This window comes from Georgenia sp. Marseille-Q6866 (assembly GCF_965111665.1).
On record NZ_CBCOOR010000010.1, the window covers coordinates 1 to 17,529 of the forward strand.

At 75.4% G+C, this 17,529-nt stretch carries 13 protein-coding genes and 1 pseudogene; 4 read left to right on the forward strand and 10 right to left on the reverse strand.

The features are described 5' to 3' along the window. The 4 genes and pseudogenes from tilS to ACWPXV_RS09790 form a co-directional block, all read right to left on the reverse strand. Positions 1–822, reverse strand: an 822-nt coding sequence (gene tilS, locus ACWPXV_RS09775; protein ID WP_454085058.1) for a tRNA lysidine(34) synthetase TilS, incomplete at its 3' end; no start/stop codon positions are given. A gap of 3 nt (positions 823–825) precedes the next feature. Beyond that, positions 826–1,887 carry a zinc-dependent metalloprotease gene (locus tag ACWPXV_RS09780; RefSeq protein WP_454085059.1) on the reverse strand — a complete coding sequence of 354 codons (1,062 nt, stop codon included), beginning with the start codon at positions 1,885–1,887 and terminating at the stop codon, positions 826–828. A 56-nt stretch (positions 1,888–1,943) separates the two neighbouring features. Next, positions 1,944–2,735 carry a D-alanyl-D-alanine carboxypeptidase/D-alanyl-D-alanine endopeptidase gene (gene dacB / locus ACWPXV_RS09785; RefSeq protein WP_454085060.1) on the reverse strand — a complete coding sequence of 264 codons (792 nt, stop codon included), beginning with the start codon at positions 2,733–2,735 and terminating at the stop codon, positions 1,944–1,946. A 151-nt stretch (positions 2,736–2,886) separates the two neighbouring features. Beyond that, a pseudogene (locus tag ACWPXV_RS09790) lies at positions 2,887–3,327 on the reverse strand (D-alanyl-D-alanine carboxypeptidase); the annotation flags it as partial. A gap of 129 nt (positions 3,328–3,456) precedes the next feature. Here ACWPXV_RS09790 and ACWPXV_RS09795 point away from each other — a divergent pair. Next, positions 3,457–3,984: an inorganic diphosphatase gene (locus ACWPXV_RS09795; RefSeq protein WP_251303472.1), complete on the forward strand. Its 528-nt coding sequence runs from the start codon at positions 3,457–3,459 to the stop codon at positions 3,982–3,984. 1 nt (position 3,985) lies between these two features. On the opposite strand, the gene ACWPXV_RS09800 is transcribed toward ACWPXV_RS09795, so the two are convergent. After that, on the reverse strand, positions 3,986–5,428 hold the full coding sequence (locus ACWPXV_RS09800; protein WP_454085188.1) for a C40 family peptidase: 1,443 nt from the start codon (positions 5,426–5,428) through the stop codon (positions 3,986–3,988). A 601-nt stretch (positions 5,429–6,029) separates the two neighbouring features. Here ACWPXV_RS09800 and ACWPXV_RS09805 point away from each other — a divergent pair. The 3 genes from ACWPXV_RS09805 to ACWPXV_RS09815 are packed head-to-tail and all read left to right on the forward strand — an operon-like array spanning position 6,030 to position 9,758. Continuing rightward, complete coding sequence (locus tag ACWPXV_RS09805; RefSeq protein WP_454085061.1) at positions 6,030–7,355, forward strand: bifunctional o-acetylhomoserine/o-acetylserine sulfhydrylase; 1,326 nt, start codon at positions 6,030–6,032, stop codon at positions 7,353–7,355. A 4-nt stretch (positions 7,356–7,359) separates the two neighbouring features. Then, positions 7,360–8,571, forward strand: coding sequence for a homoserine O-acetyltransferase MetX (gene metX / locus ACWPXV_RS09810; protein ID WP_454085062.1), 1,212 nt, complete (start codon positions 7,360–7,362; stop codon positions 8,569–8,571). A 38-nt stretch (positions 8,572–8,609) separates the two neighbouring features. After that, positions 8,610–9,758 carry an alpha/beta hydrolase gene (locus ACWPXV_RS09815; RefSeq protein WP_454085063.1) on the forward strand — a complete coding sequence of 383 codons (1,149 nt, stop codon included), beginning with the start codon at positions 8,610–8,612 and terminating at the stop codon, positions 9,756–9,758. On the opposite strand, the gene ACWPXV_RS09820 is transcribed toward ACWPXV_RS09815, so the two are convergent. From ACWPXV_RS09820 to ACWPXV_RS09840, 5 genes are all read right to left on the reverse strand, one after another. After that, positions 9,724–10,881 carry a restriction system modified-DNA reader domain-containing protein gene (locus ACWPXV_RS09820; RefSeq protein WP_454085064.1) on the reverse strand — a complete coding sequence of 386 codons (1,158 nt, stop codon included), beginning with the start codon at positions 10,879–10,881 and terminating at the stop codon, positions 9,724–9,726. The genes ACWPXV_RS09815 and ACWPXV_RS09820 overlap by 35 nt on opposite strands. 96 nt (positions 10,882–10,977) lie before the next feature. Next, a complete protein-coding gene (locus ACWPXV_RS09825; RefSeq protein ID WP_454085065.1) occupies positions 10,978–13,857 on the reverse strand; it encodes an FAD-binding and (Fe-S)-binding domain-containing protein in 2,880 nt (959 codons plus the stop codon). Positions 13,858–13,918: 61 nt separating this feature from the next. Further along, positions 13,919–15,025 carry a bifunctional 2-methylcitrate synthase/citrate synthase gene (locus ACWPXV_RS09830; protein ID WP_454085066.1) on the reverse strand — a complete coding sequence of 369 codons (1,107 nt, stop codon included), beginning with the start codon at positions 15,023–15,025 and terminating at the stop codon, positions 13,919–13,921. A gap of 18 nt (positions 15,026–15,043) precedes the next feature. Continuing rightward, the gene (gene prpB / locus ACWPXV_RS09835; protein WP_454085067.1) at positions 15,044–15,937 is read right to left on the reverse strand and encodes a methylisocitrate lyase; all 894 of its coding nucleotides are present in this window, start codon (positions 15,935–15,937) and stop codon (positions 15,044–15,046) included. Further along, positions 15,937–17,472 carry an MmgE/PrpD family protein gene (locus tag ACWPXV_RS09840; protein ID WP_454085068.1) on the reverse strand — a complete coding sequence of 512 codons (1,536 nt, stop codon included), beginning with the start codon at positions 17,470–17,472 and terminating at the stop codon, positions 15,937–15,939. The genes prpB and ACWPXV_RS09840 overlap by 1 nt, the downstream gene beginning before the upstream one ends. Between the last annotated feature and the right edge of the window lie 57 nt (positions 17,473–17,529).

Below are 17,529 nucleotides of genomic sequence, written 5' to 3' on the forward strand. Positions count from 1 at the left end.
GACCGGGACCCCGGCCTCGCGCAGCTGGCGGCGCAGCCCGGCGACCTGGCCCGTGGAGCGCACGACGACGACCATCTGCGACCACGGCGTGCCGTGGTGCAGGTGCTCCTCGCGCAGCCGCCGGGCGGTGCGGGCGAGCGCCTCGGGCACGCCGGGACCGAGGGCCTCGGCGAGGGCGGGCAGCACCTGGTGGCGGACGGCGGAGCGGCGCAGCGGGCCGCCGTCCGCGCGGCGCCACGGACCGTCGGGCGCGTTCGTCGGGTCCTCGGCCCAGCGCAGCCCGAGGGCCGTGCACACGGCCTCGGTGTCGCGGCGCCGCAGCCCAAGGAGGGGGCGGCGCCACAGCCCGGCGGCGGGCGCCATCCCGGCCAGGGAGCGCCCCCCGGAGCCACGGCCCAGGCCGAGGAGGACCGTCTCGGCCTGGTCGTCCAGGGTGTGGCCGAGCAGGACGGCGGCCGCCCCGGTCTCCGTCGCGGCCTCCTCGAGGGCGGTGTAGCGGGCCGTGCGGGCGGCGGCCTCCGGGCCACCGGACCCGCCGACGTCGACGCCGCGCACCTGGGCCGGGTCCAGCCCGAGCTCCCGGCACGCGGCCGCGGCTTCGCGGGCCACGCCGTCGCTGCCGGCGCGCAGCCGGTGGTCGACGACGACCGCCCCGGCCCGCAGCCCCGCCCGCGGGGCGACGAAGGCGGTCGCCGCGGCCAGGGCGAGGGAGTCGGCACCGCCCGAGCAGGCGACGAGCACGAGGGAGCCCGCGGGCAGGTCCGCGAGCGCCGCCCGGACGGCGGTGCGGGCGGCGGCCACCGCCGGGGCGGGACCGGCCACGGCTCAGCCGTGGACCCGGCGCACCCAGGCGGTCGGGTCGGCGATCTCGGCGGGGGTCGGCAGGTTCTCCGCGGCGGCCCACACGGCGTTGAGACCGTTGTGGCCCACCCGGTGCACGACCCCGCGGACGAAGTCGGCGCCGTTGCGGTACTGGGCGATCTTCGCGTCCATCCCCATGAGCCGGCGCGTGATGACGTCCAGGGTCCCGGTGCCCTCGCGGCGGCGGTCGAACTGGGTGCGGATGCGGGCCACGGAGGGCAGCACGCGGGGCCCGACGGCGTCCATGACGACGTCGGCGTGCCCCTCGAGCAGCGACATGACGGCGACGACCTCCGCGAGACGCTCGCGCTCCTCCTCGGTGAGCACGGCGTCGACGAGCGGTCCGGCGAGGGCCTGCGCCGTCGGCGTCTCCCCGCGCGGCGTGGTGACGGCCTCGACGACGGCGCGCACGGTCCGTGCCAGGCGCTGGCCGCCGCCCTCGGGGGAGGCGATGGAGGAGACGGTCGCGGTCATCCGCTCGGCGAGGTGGCCGGCGAGCCAGGGCGCGGCAGAGAACTGGACTGCGTGGGTCTGCTCGTGGAGGCAGACCCAGCGGCGGAAGTCGAGGGCGTCGAGGTCGAGCTCGCGCTCGACGTGGAGGATGTTCGGCGCGACGAGGAGGAGGTAGCCCGGCTCCCCGCGGCCGTCGGCGCTGGTGAAGGGGTCGAACTGGCCGAGCACCTTCGTCGACAGGTAGGAGAGCATGACGCCGAGCTCCTCACCGCCGAGCCGGGCGGCGCCGGGCAGCGTGGTGGGCGGGAGCAGGTCGCCCACGAGGTGGCGGAACATCCCGATGTTCGCCTCCGCCCAGCGCGCGCGGTCCACGACGTACACGGGGCGGCGCGCGGCCTGCGCGGCCGCGTCCTCCAGGCCGGTGATGTCGGCGACGTGGCCCGGCGCCTCCCTCGCGGAGGTGTGGAGCACGGTGACGAGGCCGCGGGCCTCGGCGCGCCCGGCGCGGGGCCCGGGGCGGGACAGCACGGCGGCACGGTGGCGGGCCGCCCGCCAGTCGATGGGAGAGCTCATGCGGTCACGCTATCCCGCGCGCCCCGCCCCGGCGCAGCACGCCCGGCCGCTCCGGGCTAGCCGCACTCGCACGTGGTGACCTCGGCGGCCCACTCGTCGACGGCGGCGCGGGCCGGGCCGACCCCGCCGAGCTCGAGCTCGTCGGCGACGACGGCGAAGACGAGCAGCCGGCCGTCGACGTCCTGGACGAGACCGGTGAGGCTGACGGCCGTGGTGAGCGTGCCCGTCTTGGCGCGCAGCACACCGGCGGCCGGGCCCATCGGCCGTGAGCTCAGCGTGCCCTCGAGGCCGGCGGCGGGCAGACCGGTGACCGCGCCGTGGAGCTCCGGGCGCTCCATCGCGGTGGTGACGACGTCCGCGAGCACCTTCGCCGGGACCTGGTTCTCCACGAGGAGGCCGGAGGTGTCGGCGAGGGTGACGCCGTCGGTGTCGATCCCGAGCCCGGCGAGCCGGGCGAGGACGGCACTCGTGGCCCCGGCGAAGGTGGCCTCCTCGCCGTCGGCGACGGCGACGAGCCGGGAGAGCACCTCGGCGACGGAGTTCTCCGACACCGCCAGGGTGTGGGCGACGACGTCGCGCAGCGGCGCCGACTCGACGGCGCCCAGCTCCTGCCCGCCGGCGGGGGCGACGGCGCGGCTGACCTCCCCGCGGACCTCGACCCCCTCGGCGCGCAGCGCGTCCGCGAAGGCGGCGCCCGCCGCGAGCGCCGGGTCCTCCTGGTAGCCGCCGTCCGGCGCGACGCCCGCGCGCACGGCGAGCGGCTGGATGGGCATGACGAAGTCGAGGTCGATGCCGCCCCACCCCGGCGCGTAGAGGGGACCGGTGAACAGCGAGTCGTCCACGGCCACGCGGACCTCCTCCCCGCGAGCGTCCCGGCCACCTGGGCGGCGAGGTCGCGCAGCGAGGCACGGCCCACGACGTCACGGGGTTCGCCTCGCCGTCGGTGAGCAGGACGTCCCCGCCCCCGACGAGCACGACCTGCCCGCCCTCCCCGGCCACCGCCGTCGTGCGCAGGACGTGGCCGGGCCCGAGCGCGTCGAGGGCCGCGACGGCGCCGAGGAGCTTGAGGGAGGAGGCGGGAGTACGCGGCCGGGCACCGCCGACGTCGACGAGCACCTCCCCCGTCAGCGCGTCCTCGACGACGACGCCGACGTCCCCGCCCGTGCGCTCGTCCGCGGCGAGCGCCTCGCTGAGCGCGGTGAGCCGCTGTGCGGAGGGCACCGGCGCGTCCGGGTCGAGGGCCGTGAGGAGCGGCTCGGCCTGCTCGGCGCCGGGCTCCGGGAACGGTGCGGGGTCCGGAACCGGGGGCTGCGTGGTGAGGACCCCGGGGACGAGGTCGGCGGCGTCGGCGGCGCCGTAGCCGCCCGCAAGGAGGAGGAGCAGGGCGGTGACGGTGGCCGTCACCCGCCGCTTGCTGCTCGACGCCACGCCGGCTGCCACCCTTCCTGCGCCACGTCGTGGCCGCGATCTGCGAACTGTAGGTCAGACTAGTGCCCGGTAACGACATGAGCGCACCCCCGGCTCCCGCACCCCAGCGAGGCACCGGCGCCCAGGAGAAGAGGTCAGGCAGTGGAGTTCGACGTCACGATCGAGATCCCCAAGGGGAACCGCAACAAGTACGAGGTGGATCACGAGACCGGACGGATCCGCCTGGACCGGATGCTCTTCACCTCCACCCGCTACCCCGACGACTACGGCTTCATCGAGATGACCCTCGGCGAGGACGGCGACCCGCTCGACGCGCTCGTCCTCCTCGAGGAGCCCACCTTCCCCGGCTGCCTCATCCGCTGCCGCGCGCTGGGAATGTTCCGCATGCGCGACGAGGCCGGCGGCGACGACAAGGTGCTGTGCGTGCCCACCGGTGACCAGCGCGCGTCGTGGCGCACGGACATCGAGGACGTCAGCGAGTTCCACCGCCTGGAGATCCAGCACTTCTTCGAGGTCTACAAGGACCTCGAGCCCGGCAAGTCCGTCGAGGGCGCGCACTGGGTGGGCCGGGAGGAGGCGGAGGAGGAGATCCGCCGCTCCTTCCAGCGCGCCAAGGACGCCGGCTACTACGAGCACGCCGACCCGCACGGGCCGGGTCAGGCCGAGTAGCTCAGACCCGCCCGCCGTAGGGCAGGACGTTGGGCCAGTACATCGGGACGAGCTCGACGGTCTTGCCCGGCGACGGCGCGTGCAGGCGCATCCCACCACCGGCGTAGATCGCCACGTGGTAGATCCCAGAGGCCGCGCCGTTGTTCGAGTAGAAGATGAGGTCGCCGGCCTGGAGCTGGTCGACCGGCACGCGCGTGGTGGCGGCGTACTGCGCCTTCGTCGTGCGCGGCAGCGAGATCCCGGCGCGGGCGAAGGCCGTCTGGGTGAGGCCCGAGCAGTCGTAGCCGTTGGGTCCGGCCGCGCCCCACACGTAGGGCTTGCCCAGCTGCGTGCGGGCCCAGTCCAGCGCGGCCCGCGCACCGCTCGACGACGACGGCGGCGGCTGGGGTGCCGGCTCCGGCTCGGTTCCGGCTTGGCCGGCGCGGGGTGGTCGGCTGCGGGCGGGGCGCGTGGGCTCGGGCGCGGGCCGCGTGGCTCGGGCCGGGACGGCTCGGGGCCGGTCGCGCGGGCTCGGGCGCCGGGCGCGACGGCTCGCCGTCGGGCCGTGACGGTGCGGGGGCCGGCTGGGCCGGGGCCGTGGGCCGGTCGTTGGCGCGGGAGGCGGCCTCCTGCTCGCGGGCGGCCTCGAGGGCCGCGGCGCGGGCCACCTCGGCCTCGCGGCGGCGGCGCTCCTCGTCCTGGGCGTCCTGACGCTCACGCTCGAGCTCAGCCGTCGTGCCCCGCTGCGAGGCGAGCTGGGCGATGAGCCCCTCGCGGCGGTCGGCGGACAGCGCGAGCTGGGTCTCTGCCCCGCTCGCGGCGTCGCGGGCCTCCTCGGCGGCGGCGGCGAGCGCCGTCGTCGCGTCCTCCTGTGCCGCGGCGGCCTCGTCGGCCCGGCGCTGGAAGGTGGCGGCCACGAGCTCGGTCGCCTCGAAGCGCTGGAGCGCCTCGTCGGCTCGGGTGCCCATGCGCTCGGTGGTGGTCGCGCGCTGCATGGCGTTCTCGAAGCTGTCGGCCGACAGGAGCGGCTCGATGGGCCCGAGGGCGCCGGGGCCGGAGCGGTACGCGGACATCGCGATGCGGCCGATCTCGGCGCGCTGCTCCTCGACCTCGGCCTGCGCGGTCGCGGCGGCCTCGCGGGCCTCGTCGGCGCGGGCGGTGGCCTCGTCCAGGGCCTCCTGGGCGCCGAGGTACTCCTCGTTGGCCTGCTGGGCGCGGACGGTCGCGTCCTCGAGCCGGGTGGCGAGGCTGGCGAGCTCGACCTCGAGGTCGGCGATGCTCGAGGCGGTGCGCCCCTCCGCCTCACGGGCGGCGGCGATCTCCTCCTCGCTCGGCGGTTCGGCCGTGGCCGAGCTGACGAGCATGCCGCTGGTGAGGGCGAGCACGGCGACGGACACCGCTGCCTGCCGCCGACGGTCGAACCAGCCCACAGTGCCTCCTCTGCCGCCCGCTGGGCGGCCCTCACTCAGCGCCGGGACGGCGCCGACGAACACGCTAGCGCCTGGAACCCCATAAGGGAACACCAGTCACAACAGTCCCACGAGTCACACCCCTGTCATTCCGCCCCTAGGTCCCCCTCGCCGAGCGCTGACTTGTTACTCGCCCCTCACGCCCCCTCTCGTCGAGCGCTGACTTGTTACTGGCGCGCGCTCCGCCGCCCCCACCCTCGCGAGCGCTGAGTTGTTACTGCACGCGCTCCGCCGCCGCCCTCTCTGCCCCTCCGCCCGCGGCGACAGATCGTTCTTCACCCCGTAACAACTCAGCGCTCAGCGTGGGTGGGGGCCGGGGCGGGGACCGGAGGGACCGGGCGCGCGGCGTCCAGGGGTGTCCACGTCGTGGACAGCCTGGCTGTGGCGGGTCCGCTGCGCGAGACGCCCCTTCTCAGCCGCTCGCTGCGTTCCTAGGCTCCCGAACATGAGCCGACGAATGTGCACGTGACGCTGCGCACCGTTGCCATGCCCGCCGACCTCGGCGCCAGGCCCCCGTGCGCCACCGCCCCCTCCGCGGGAACGGCGTGACGGCAGGGAGCCGGCTCGCCCCCGCTCCCCACACCCTGGAGAACTGACATGACCGAGTCCACCTGGTCCTTCGAGACCAAGCAGATCCACGCGGGCCAGCAGGCCGACCCCGCCACCGGCGCGCGCGCCCTGCCCATCTACCAGACGACCTCCTTCGTCTTCGACAGCGCCGAGCAGGCCGCCAACCGCTTCGCGCTCGCCGAGCTCGGGCCGATCTACACGCGCATCACCAACCCGACGCAGGAGGCGGTGGAGAACCGCATCAACGCGCTCGAGGGCGGCGTGGGAGCGCTGCTCGTCGCCTCCGGCCAGGCCGCGGAGACCTTCGCGATCCTCAACATCGCCGAGGCCGGTGACCACGTCGTCGCCAGCCCCAGCCTCTACGGCGGCACCTACAACCTCCTGCGCCACACGCTGCCCAAGTACGGGATCACGACGACGTTCGTCACCGACCCCGACGACCCCCAGGCGTGGCGCGACGCCGTGCAGCCCAACACCAAGCTCTTCTTCGCCGAGACGATCCCCAACCCCAAGCAGGACGTCCTCGACATCGAGACGGTCGCCGGGATCGCCCACGAGAACGGCGTCCCGCTCGTCGTCGACAACACCGTCGCCACCCCCTACCTCATCCGCCCGCTCGAGCACGGCGCGGACGTCGTCGTCCACTCGGCCACGAAGTACCTCGGCGGCCACGGCAACTCCATCGCCGGCGCGATCGTCGACGGCGGCCGCTTCGACTGGTCCGCGGACCCCCAGAAGTTCCCCGGCTTCAACACCCCCGACCCGAGCTACAACGGCCTCGTCTTCAAGGACCTCGGCGCCCCCGCCTTCATCCTCAAGGCGCGGGTCCAGCTGCTGCGCGACATCGGCGCCGCCGTCTCGCCCTTCAACGCCTTCCTCATCGCCCAGGGCATCGAGACGCTGTCGCTGCGCATGGAGCGCCACGTCGCCAACGCCCAGCGCGTCGCCGAGTTCCTCGAGCAGGAGGACCAGGTGACGAAGGTCGGCTACGCGGGCCTGCCCTCCTCCCCCTGGTACGAGCGCGCCCGCCACTACGCCCCCAAGGGCGCCGGCGCCGTCATCACCTTCGAGCTGGCCGGCGGCTACGAGGCGGGCATCGCCTTCGTCGACGCCCTCGAGCTGCACTCCAACGTCGCCAACATCGGTGACGTCCGCTCCCTCGTCATCCACCCGGCGTCCACCACCCACTCCCAGCTGGACGAGGCGGCCCTCACCGCCGCCGGCGTGAGCCCGGGCCTCGTGCGCCTCGCCGTCGGGCTCGAGCACATCGACGACATCCTCGCCGACCTGCAGACCGGGCTGCGCGCCGCCGCCGCGGTCTCCCAGGCAACCGCGGCGGTCGGGGGCGAGTAGGACCGTGTCCTCCGAGGAGCGCCGCCCGCACGCGGTGAGTGGTCAGGCCGCCGCTCACCGCGGGCGGGCGCGCCTCGACCCCGAGGCGGTCCCGGCCACCGGGGCCTGGCGCCCCGAGCACGGCGCCGGGCAGCGGCGCTTCGCCGACATCGGCGCCCTGCACCTCGAGGCGGGCGGCCGCCTCCCCGCGGTGACGCTGGCCTACGAGACGTGGGGCGAGCTCAACGCGGCCGGCGACAACGCCGTGCTCATCTGCCACGCGCTGACCGGGGACGCGCACGTCACCGGTCCGGCAGGTCCCGGCCACCCCAGCCCCGGCTGGTGGTCGGCGGTCGTGGGACCGGGGTTGGCGATCGACACCGACCGCTGGTTCGTCGTCGCCGTCAACGTCCTGGGCGGCTGCCAGGGCTCCACCGGGCCGTCCTCCCCCGCGCCGGACGGCAGCCCGTGGGGCAGCCGCTTCCCCAGCGTCACCGTCCGCGACCAGGTGGCCGCGGAGATCGAGCTGAGCGACCGCCTCGGCATCGGGCAGTGGGCCCACGTCGTCGGCGCCTCCATGGGCGGTCACCGGGTGCTCGAGTGGGCGATCACCGCCCCCTCCCGGGTCCGTTCGGCCGCCGTCATCGCCTCCGGCGCGCAGACGACGGCGGACCAGATCGCGTGGGCGCACGCCCAGATCGCCGCCATCGAGCTGGACGCGAACTTCCGCGGCGGCGACTACTACGACGCCCCGCCCGGGCACGGCCCGCACGCCGGTCTCGCGCTGGCCCGCCGCATCGCCCACACGACCTACCGCAGCGCCGAGGAGCTCGAGGCCCGCTTCGGGCGCCTGCCCCAGCACGCGGAGGAGCCGCTGCTCGGGGGCCGCTTCGCCGTGCAGTCCTACCTCGACCACCACGGGACGAAGCTCGCCCAGCGCTTCGACGCCAACAGCTACCTCGCCCTCACCCGCTCGATGGTCACCCACGACGTCGGCCGCGACCGCGGCGGGGTCGCGGCGGCACTGGCCGAGGTGACGGCGGACGTGCTCGTCATCGCCGTTGAGTCCGACCGCCTGTTCCTCCCGCACGAGTCCGAGCGGATCGCCGCCGGCGTACCCGGCTCCGGGCCGGTCCGCTACCTGCGCTCCCCCTACGGGCACGACGGCTTCCTCATCGAGCACGACCAGGTCACCCGGCACCTCGGCGGCTTCCTCAAGCAGGTCGCCCGCTCCTGACGCGTGCACACGGCGCCCGTCCGGGCGACCATGGGCGGGTGCCGAGCATCCCCTTCCTGCGTCCGACCCCCGACGTCGAGGACGCCCCCGCGGAGGAGGGCGTCTACGACCCCGACGCCGCGCTCGCCGACCTGCCCGTCGCGCCGGTCGGCATCTGGGGCCCCGACGTCCTCGGTGACGGCTTCACTGCCCGCACCGTGGAGCTGCTGCCCGACGAGGACGGCCCCGTGGTCGCCACCGTCGTGCGCTACCGGCCCGAGGACGACCCGGAGGGGCCGCCACCCACCCCGCCGCGCTTCGTCATGCTCCACCTGCACGGGTGGAACGACTACTTCCACCAGCGCGAGCTCGCCCGCCGGTGCGCCGCCGACGGCGCCGCCTTCTACGCCCTCGACCTGCGCCGGTACGGGCGCAGCCTGCGCCCCGGCCAGCTGCGCGGCTACGTCCAGTCGCTGTCGACCTACGACGAGGAGATCCACGCGGCGCGTGACCTCATCCGTGCCGACCACCCCGAGCTGGGTGACGTCGTCCTCATGGGCCACTCGACCGGCGGCCTCACCGCCGCGCTGTGGGCCCACCGCCACCCCGGCGCGCTGCGCGCGCTCGTCCTCAACGCCCCGTGGCTGGAGCTCCAGGGCTCGTGGATCCTGCGCACGCTCGGCCAGCCCGTCATCGAGACCCTCGCCCGCTACCAGCCCACGGCCGCCCTCCCCCTCAAGGACCTCGGCTTCTACAGCCGCGTCCTCGCCGGGCGCGCGGGGGACGCGCAGGGTGACGACACCCTGCCCGAGCTGCGCCCCGAGGAGCTCACCGACCCGGCCCATACCGGCTGGCCGATCGAGCCGGCCTGGCGCACGAGTCCCAGCGCCCCGATCCGCCCCGGCTGGCTGGCCGCCGTCCTCGCCGGCCACTCCCAGGTGGCCGCGGGCCTCGACATCAACTGCCCGGTCCTCGTGCTCGTCTCGGACAAGTCGCTCTTCGGGCCGAGGTGGACCGAGCAGATGCGCGCGGCGGACACGGTCATCGACGCCGAGCTCACCGCCCGCCGCTCTCTCGCCCTGGGACCGCTCGTCACGGTCGCGCGGGTCCGCGACGCCGTCCACGACGTCCTGCTCTCCCCCGCGGCCGTCCGCGAGGGGGCCTACCGGGAGCTCACTCGCTGGCTGCGCGCCTACGCCGCCGCCTGAGACCGGGCTCCGCCGCCCGGCGGCGCTCGCGCTCGCGGACGGCGTGCAGCTCCTCGCGCGCCTCGTGCAGGCTCGGGCCCTCCGCACCGAAGCGCCACACCTCCCAGGCCTCGGCGGCGACCGGCTCGCCGACGACGGCGGAGGCCGCGGCCTCGGGCGCCGCGAAGGAGCGGCCCGCGACGACGATCCACCCGTCGGGCCGGAGCGTCGCCTCGCCGCGGTGGCCGTTGCGGGCCCACACCAGGGCGGCGGGCTCCCCGAGCATCGCCCCGATGCCGAGGAGGTCCTCGTCCGGTGTGGCCGGCTCGTGGCCGTCGGGCGCGGGCTGCGGTGCCGCGTGCGCCGGTGCTGCGTCGTCGGCTCTCGCGGGTGCCGCGTCCCGGGGTGCCGCGTGAGCGGCAGGCGCGTCCGCGAACGGCGCCTCCTCGGACGCCGCGGCGGCACGCCGCCTGCGGGCGCGCCGCCCGACGGCGGGTGCCGGCTCGGGCTCCGTCTCCTCGGCGGCGGGCGGTCCGGGCAGCGCCGGGGACGCGGCCTCGAGGGCGGCGACCGTGCGGCCGGGCAGCAACCAGGGCAGCGGGGCGACGGGGACGCTCACCTCGGTGACGTCGAGGAAGAGCCGCCCGCTGGACATCTGCCGGACGGCGAGCTCGTGGACGACGACCCCGGCGCCGGCGAGCGCGTCGAGGGCCCGCCGGGCGTCGTCGTCGATCTGCGCGGCGACGACGTGCACCCGGGCCGTGACGACCGTCCCGACCGGCTGCGACTCACGGAAGGCGTTCCAGTCCCGGCGGTAGGCCCCGACCCCGGAGGGGTAGCTGCGCGCGACGTCGATCCAGCCGCGCTCCGCCGAGTGCCCGGCCCGTCCGAGGGCGGCGACGAGGGCGTGGGCGTCGAGCCGCTCGAGCACCTCGACGCTGACGACGTGGCCGGCGGGGTCCATCGCGGTGAGGCGCGGGGCGCCGTCGTCGTCCCGCCAGGTGACGGGGAAGACGGGCAGCCGGAGCATCTCCAGCACCTGCGCCCGGACGGCGTCGAGCACGGCAGGCTCGACGGGGTCGGTGACGGCGTGGCCGATCTGTGCCGGGATCAGCTGGCCGGCCTCGAACTCGAACAGCGGCATACTCGACCTGAACTCTCGCACCGTGGGGACCGGTGTCATCTTCTCATGCCACCCCCGCCTCCCGAGGGGCCGCAGGCCCCGCCGAAAGTACGGTTCTCAGCGCCTCTCCCCGGCGAGGAGCTGGGCGAGGTGGATGCCCTGGCGGCCGGCGAGCTGGGCCGCCTGGGTCCGGCAGGAGTAGCCGTCGGCGAGGTAGACCGACTCGGCGCCGGCCTCCCGCAACGCGGGCAGCAGGGCGTTCTCGGCGACCTGGACCGAGACGTCGTAGTGGCCCTTCTCCATGCCGAAGTTCCCGGCGAGCCCGCAGCAGCCGGCGAGCCGGGTGACCTGGGCACCGGCCTTGGCGAGGATCGCGGCGTCGGCCTCCCAGCCCATGACGGAGTGGTGGTGGCAGTGCGGCTGGGCGACGACCTCGAGGCCCTCGAGGGACGGCGGCTGCCAGTCCTCGCCCGGACCGAGCGGCGCCGGGGCGGTGAGGAGCTCGGCCAGGGTGTGGGTGCCCTCGGCGATCATCCGCGCGCGGGGGTCCTCCGGGAAGAGGTCGAGGAGGTCGTCACGGAGCACACCGGTGCAGGACGGCTCCACGCCCACGATCGGCACGCCGTTCGCGGCGAAGGGCGCGAGCACCGACATCGTGTGCTCGAGCTGACGGCGGGCACCGTCGAGCTGGCCGGTGGAGATCCAGGTGAGCCCGCAGCAGGCCTGCTCGTCGGGCACGACGACCTCGTACCCGGCGTCGCGCAGCACCCGGACCATCGCCCGGGCCCCGGCGCCGTCGAGCGTCTCGGAGAAGGAGTCCGCCCACAGCAGCACCCGCCGCGAGCCGCCCGTCTCCGCCGCAGGGGCGGCGGGGGTGACGTCGGCGGCGGGGTTCGTCCGGGCCCACCGCGAGAAGCGCTCCGTCGCGAAGGTGACCATCTCGCGCCGCGGGTCCATGCCGCCCGCCCGCATGACGAGCTTCGCCACGGGCCGCACGCCGAGGACGGCGTTGACGAGCCGCGCGACGGCGGGCACCTTGGTGACGAGGCCGGCCCACCGCGGCAGCCAGCCGAGGGCGTAGTGGTTGACCGGCCGCAGGCGGCGCCGGTAGCTGCGGTGGAGCACCTCGGACTTGTAGCGAGCCATGTCGACGCCGGCGGGGCAGTCGCTCGAGCAGGCCTTGCAGGACAGGCACAGGTCGAGGGACTCGTGGAGGGCGGGGCTGCGGACGTCGGCCACGAGGGTGCCGTTGGCCAGCTCCTGGAGCATGCGGGCCCGGCCCCGGGTGACGTCCTTCTCCTCCTTCGTCGCGCGGAAGGACGGGCACATGAAGCCGCCGGACGCGGAGGTGTCCGCGCGGCACTTGCCCACGCCGGTGCAGCGGTGGGCGGCGCGGGTCAGGTCCCCGCCGTCCTCGTGGAAGGTGAAGCCGCCGGCCACGGGCAGCAGCGGCCGGGCGTGCGGGCGGCGCAGGTCCGCGTCGAGCGGGCGGGGGCGCACGAGCACGCCGGGGTTGAGCTGCTCGGCGGGGTCGAAGAGCGTCTTGACCTGCCCGAAGAGGTCGATCGTCCCGGGGCTGTACATGAGCGGCAGGAGCTCGCTGCGGGCGCGCCCGTCCCCGTGCTCGCCGGACAGCGAGCCGCCGTAGGAGGTGACGAGCTCGGCGGAGGCGACGAGGAAGTCGCGGGACGGCTTGATGCCCTCGGGTGTCTCGAGCGGGAGGTCGATGCGCACGTGCATGCAGCCGTCACCGAAGTGGCCGTAGAGCAGGCCGTCGACGCCGTGGTCGGCCATGAGCGCCTCGAAGTCGCGCAGGTAGGCGCCGAGCTTCTCCGGCGGGACGGCGGCGTCCTCCCAGCCGGGCCACCCCTGCGCGCCGGACGGCGTGCGACCGCCCAGCCCCGCGCCGTCGGCCCGGATGCGCCACAGCGCGTCGGCCTGCGGTCCGGCCGGCACGACGGCGACGGCGTCGGTCCCGGCGTCCGCGGCGAGGCGGCGGGCCCGGTCCAGGGCGTCGGCGTCGTCGGCCCCGCCGACCTCGACGAGGAGCCAGCCGGCACCGCGCGGCAGCTCCGGGACGGCCTGCGGCCCGTGGTGGCGGCGCACGATGTCGACGAGCCGCGCGTCGATGCCCTCGACGGCGAGCGGGCCGTGCGCGAGCAGCGCGGGCACGGCGTCCGCGGCGGAGGCCATGTCGGGGTAGCCGAGCGCGACGAGCACCGGCGCGCTCGGCACCGGGACGAGGTCGACGGTCGCGCCGAGGACGGTGACGAGCGTGCCCTCGGTGCCGACGAGCATCTTGGCGAGGTCCGCGCCGTTCTCCGGCAGGAGGTGCTCGAGGCTGTAGCCGGACACCTGCCGCTTGAAGCGGCCCAGCTCGGTGCGGATGGCGGCGAGGTTCGCACGCACGAGCCCGTCCAGCCCCGGGACGGCGTCGAGGCTGCCACGCCCGGCGGTGAACGCCCGGCCGGTGCCGTCGACGACGTCGAGGCTCGAGACGTTGTCCGCCGTGCGGCCGTAGGCGACGGCATGAGGGCCGCACGCGTTGTTGCCGATCATCCCGCCGAAGGTGGCACGGTTCTGTGTCGAGGGGTCGGGCCCGAAGCGCAGCCCGTGCGGCTTGGCGGCGCGCTGGAGGTCGGACATGACGACGCCCGGCTCGACCCGCGCGGTCCGGGCCTCGGGGTCGAGCTCGAGGATGCGGTTGACGTGACGGGAGAAGTCGATGACGACGCCCGGGCCGATGGAGTTCCCGGCGATCGACGTCCCGCCGCCACGCGTGGTGACGGGCGCGCCGAGCCGCCGCGCGGTGTCGAGGGCGGCGCGCGCGTCGTCGACGTCGCGGGGGATGACGACGACGTCGGGCACCACCCGGTAGTTCGAGGCGTCCGTGGAGTACAGGCCGCGGTGGAGGGTGTCGTCGTGGACGTCGCCGTCGACGGCCCGGCGCAGGGAGGCGACGAGGTCGGTGCGCTGGTCGGTCACGAGGTCGGTCACCCTCCGATCCTGCCACCTGCCGCGCCCGGCGCGGGCCCACGTCCGCCCGCGCGGGGTCGCCTCAGTCCCCCAGGTGCCGCTCCTCGGGCCCGCTGTAGGCGGACAGGGGCCGGATGAGGGCGTTGTCGGCGGCCTGCTCCATGACGTGCGCGGTCCAGCCCGTCACCCGTGCCGCGACGAACAGCGGCGTGAACGTCGCCGTGTCGAAGCCCATGAGGTGGTAGGCGGGCCCGGACGGGTAGTCGAGGTTGGGCCGGATGCCGGTGCGGGCGGCCACCGCCTTCTCCAGCGCGTCGTAGAGCGCGAGCATCTCGTGGTGACCGGTGAGCTCGACGAGCCGGTCCAGCGCCGCCTTCATCGTCGGGACCCGGGAGTCGCCGCGCTTGTACACGCGGTGCCCGAAGCCCATGATCTTGCGCTTCTCCGCGAGCGCCCGGTCCACCCACTCCTCCGCGCGGCCCGCCTCGCCGACCTCCTCGAGGACCGCCATGACGGCCTCGTTGGCGCCCCCGTGCAGCGGCCCCTTGAGCGCGCCGATGGCCCCGACGACGGCGGAGTACAGGTCCGAGCCGGTGGAGGTGATGACGCGGGCGGTGAAGGTCGAGGCGTTGAAGGAGTGCTCGGCGTAGAGGATGAGGGAGATCCGGAAGGCGTCGACGACGACGGGGTCGGGGACCTCCCCGAAGGTCATGTGGAGGAAGTTCTCGATGAAGCCGAGGTCCTCGCGCGGCTCGACGAGCTCCTCCCCGCGTCGCCGGCGCTGGTCGTAGGCGATGACGGCGGGGATCTGGCTGAGCAGCGCCACCGCCTTGCCGGCGTCCGCCCGCCGGTCACCGGCGCGCCGGTCGTTCGCCCCGAGGGCGCTGACCGCGGTGCGCAGGACGTCCATCGGGTGCGCCGTCGTCGGGACGAGGTCGACGGCGGCCCGCACCCGGTCCGACAGCGCCCGCTGCGCGCGCCCCTCCCCCTCGAAGGCGACCCGCTCCAGCGGCGTCGGCAGCTCCCCGTGCCACAGGAGGTAGGCCACCTCCTCGAAGGTGCAGCGCTCGGCGAGCTCGGGCACCGGGTAGCCGCGGTAGAGCAGCGAGCTGGTCTCCGGGTCGACCTTCGAGATGGCCGTGGTGTCGGCGACGACGCCCACCAGGCCCTTGCGAATGTCCTCGCTCATGGCTCGCTCCTTCGCGGTTCAGAGACGGAAGTTGAAGACGTCGGCGTCGAAGTGGGCGTAGGAGGAGTAGTCGAGCAGCTCGTAGAGCCGGGCGCGGGTCTGCATGGCGCCGACCTCCACGCGCAGCGAGCCCTCCCGGCGCAGGGTGTCCAGCCCGCGCTCGGCGGCGCCCATGGCGAGGCGCAGCAGGGAGACGGGGTAGATGACCATGCGCACCCCGGCCGCGGCGAGCTGGGTGGTGGTGAAGAGCTCGGACTTGCCGAACTCGGTCATGTTGGCCAGGACGGGGACGCCGACGGCGGAGGCGACGGCTTCGAACTCCTTGAGGCCGGTCATCGCCTCGGGGAAGACGGCGTCCGCCCCGGCGTCGACGAGCGCGCGGGCGCGGTCGACGGCGGCGTCCAGCCCGTCGACGGCGCGGACGTCGGTGCGCGCGACGACGAGCAGGCCGGGGTCGCGGCGGGCGTCGACGGCGGCGCGGATGCGGCGCAGCGCCGTCCCCTCGTCGACCACCTGCTTGCCGTCGAGGTGCCCGCAGCGCTTGGGGTTAACCTGGTCCTCGATGTGCAGACCCGCCACCCCGGCGTCCTCGAGCACCTGGACCGTGCGGGCGACGTTCATCGGCTCCCCGAACCCGGTGTCGGCGTCGACGAGGGCGGGCAGCTCGGTGACGCGCGCGATCTGGCCGCTGCGCGCGGCCACCTCGCTCAGCGTGGTGAGCCCGATGTCCGGCAGGCCGAGGTCCGCGGAGATCACCGCGCCCGAGACGTAGACGCCGTCGAAGCCCCGCTCCTCGATGAGCCGGGCGGACAGCGGGTTGAACGCCCCGGGCAGCTGGAGGAGGTCCTCCCCCGCGAGGCGCCGCCGCAGGGCGGCGCGCTTCTCGTGGGCCGGGGTGGTCGCGTGGAGCATCAGAAGATCCCCTCGGGTGCGGTGACGGACGCGAGCAGCGCGGGCGGGGCGGTGACGGTGAGCCCGCCGAGCTCCTCGGCGGTGAGCGCGGGCAGCCGCTGCGCGACGTCGAGCAAGCGCTCGATCTCGCCGGGCTCGAGCACCCCCTCGGCCAGGGTGCGGAACTTCGCGACGTACTGCGCGCGGCCGAAGGGACGCGCACCGAGCGGGTGGGCGTCGGCGACGGCGATCTCCTCGACCACGCGCGTGCCGTCGGCGAGGCGGACCTCGACGCGTCCGCCGAAGGCCTTCTCCGCCGGGTCGGGCGAGTGGTAGCGGCGGGTCCACTCGGGGTCCTCGGCCGTCGTCACCTTGCGCCACAGCTCGACCGTGTCCGGCCGGGCGGCGCGCTCGGGGCGGTAGGACTCGACGTGGTGCCACGTCCCGTCCTGGAGGGCGACGGCGAAGATGTACGGGATCGAGTGGTCGAGGGTCTCGCGGGACGCCGCCGGGTCGTACTTCTGGGGGTCGTTCGCGCCGGAGCCGATGACGTGGTGGGTGTGGTGGGAGGTGTGGATGACGACCGCCTCGACGTTCGCCGGGTCGCGCAGCTCGGGCCGCTCCCGGTGGAGCCGGCGGGCGAGGTCGATGAGCGCCTGGGACTGGTACTCCGCGGAGTGCTCCTTGGTGTAGGTGTCGAGGATCGCCCGCTTCGGCGCCCCGGGGGCCGGCAGGGGCACCGCGTAGTGGGCGTCGGGGCCGTCGAGCAGCCAGGCGATGACGCCATCCTCCCCCTCGTAGACGGGGGTGGGCGAGGTCTGGCCGCGCATCGCGCGGTCGACCGCCTCGACCGCGACCTTGCCGGCGAAGGCGGGCGCGTAGGCCTTCCACGTCGAGATCTCGCCCTTGCGGGACTGGCGCGTCGCCGTCGTCGTGTGCAGCGCCTGCCCGACGGCATGGAAGATCGTCTCGGCGTCGAGGCCGAGGAGCGTGCCCAGCCCGGCCGCGGCGGACGGCCCGAGGTGGGCCACGTGGTCGATCTTGTGCCGGTGCAGGCTGATCGCGCGGACGAGGTCGACCTGGACCTCGTAGGCGGTGGCCAGGCCGCGGACGACGTCGGCCCCGGTGAGCCCGCGCCGGGCCGCCGTGTGCTGCGCGACCGCGAGGAGCGGCGGGATGTTGTCGGCGGGGTGGGAGTAGTCGGCCGCGAGGAAGGTGTCGTGGTAGTCGAGCTCGCGGACCGCCACCCCGTTGGCCCACGCCGCCCACTCGGGGCTCACCCGCTCCTCGGCGGGACAGCCGACGACCGTGGCGCCGGGCCGGTACGGGTGGGCGAGCGCCTGCGCGCGGGCGGCGACGGCGGGAGCCCGGGTGAGCGACGCCGTCGCGACCGCGGCGTTGTCGATGACCCGGTTGACGATCATCTCCGCGACGTCGTCGGGGACGGGGACCGGGTCGGTGGCGAGCTCGGCGATCTTCCACGCGAGCTGCTCCTCGCGCGCGAGGTCCGCGGCGCTCGGGTGGACGCGGACGTCGTGGGTGACGAGCTCGGGCATGGCCCTACTCTCCTCCGTCCGGCTGCCCCGCGTCACGGGTTACGGCCACCGGGCCGC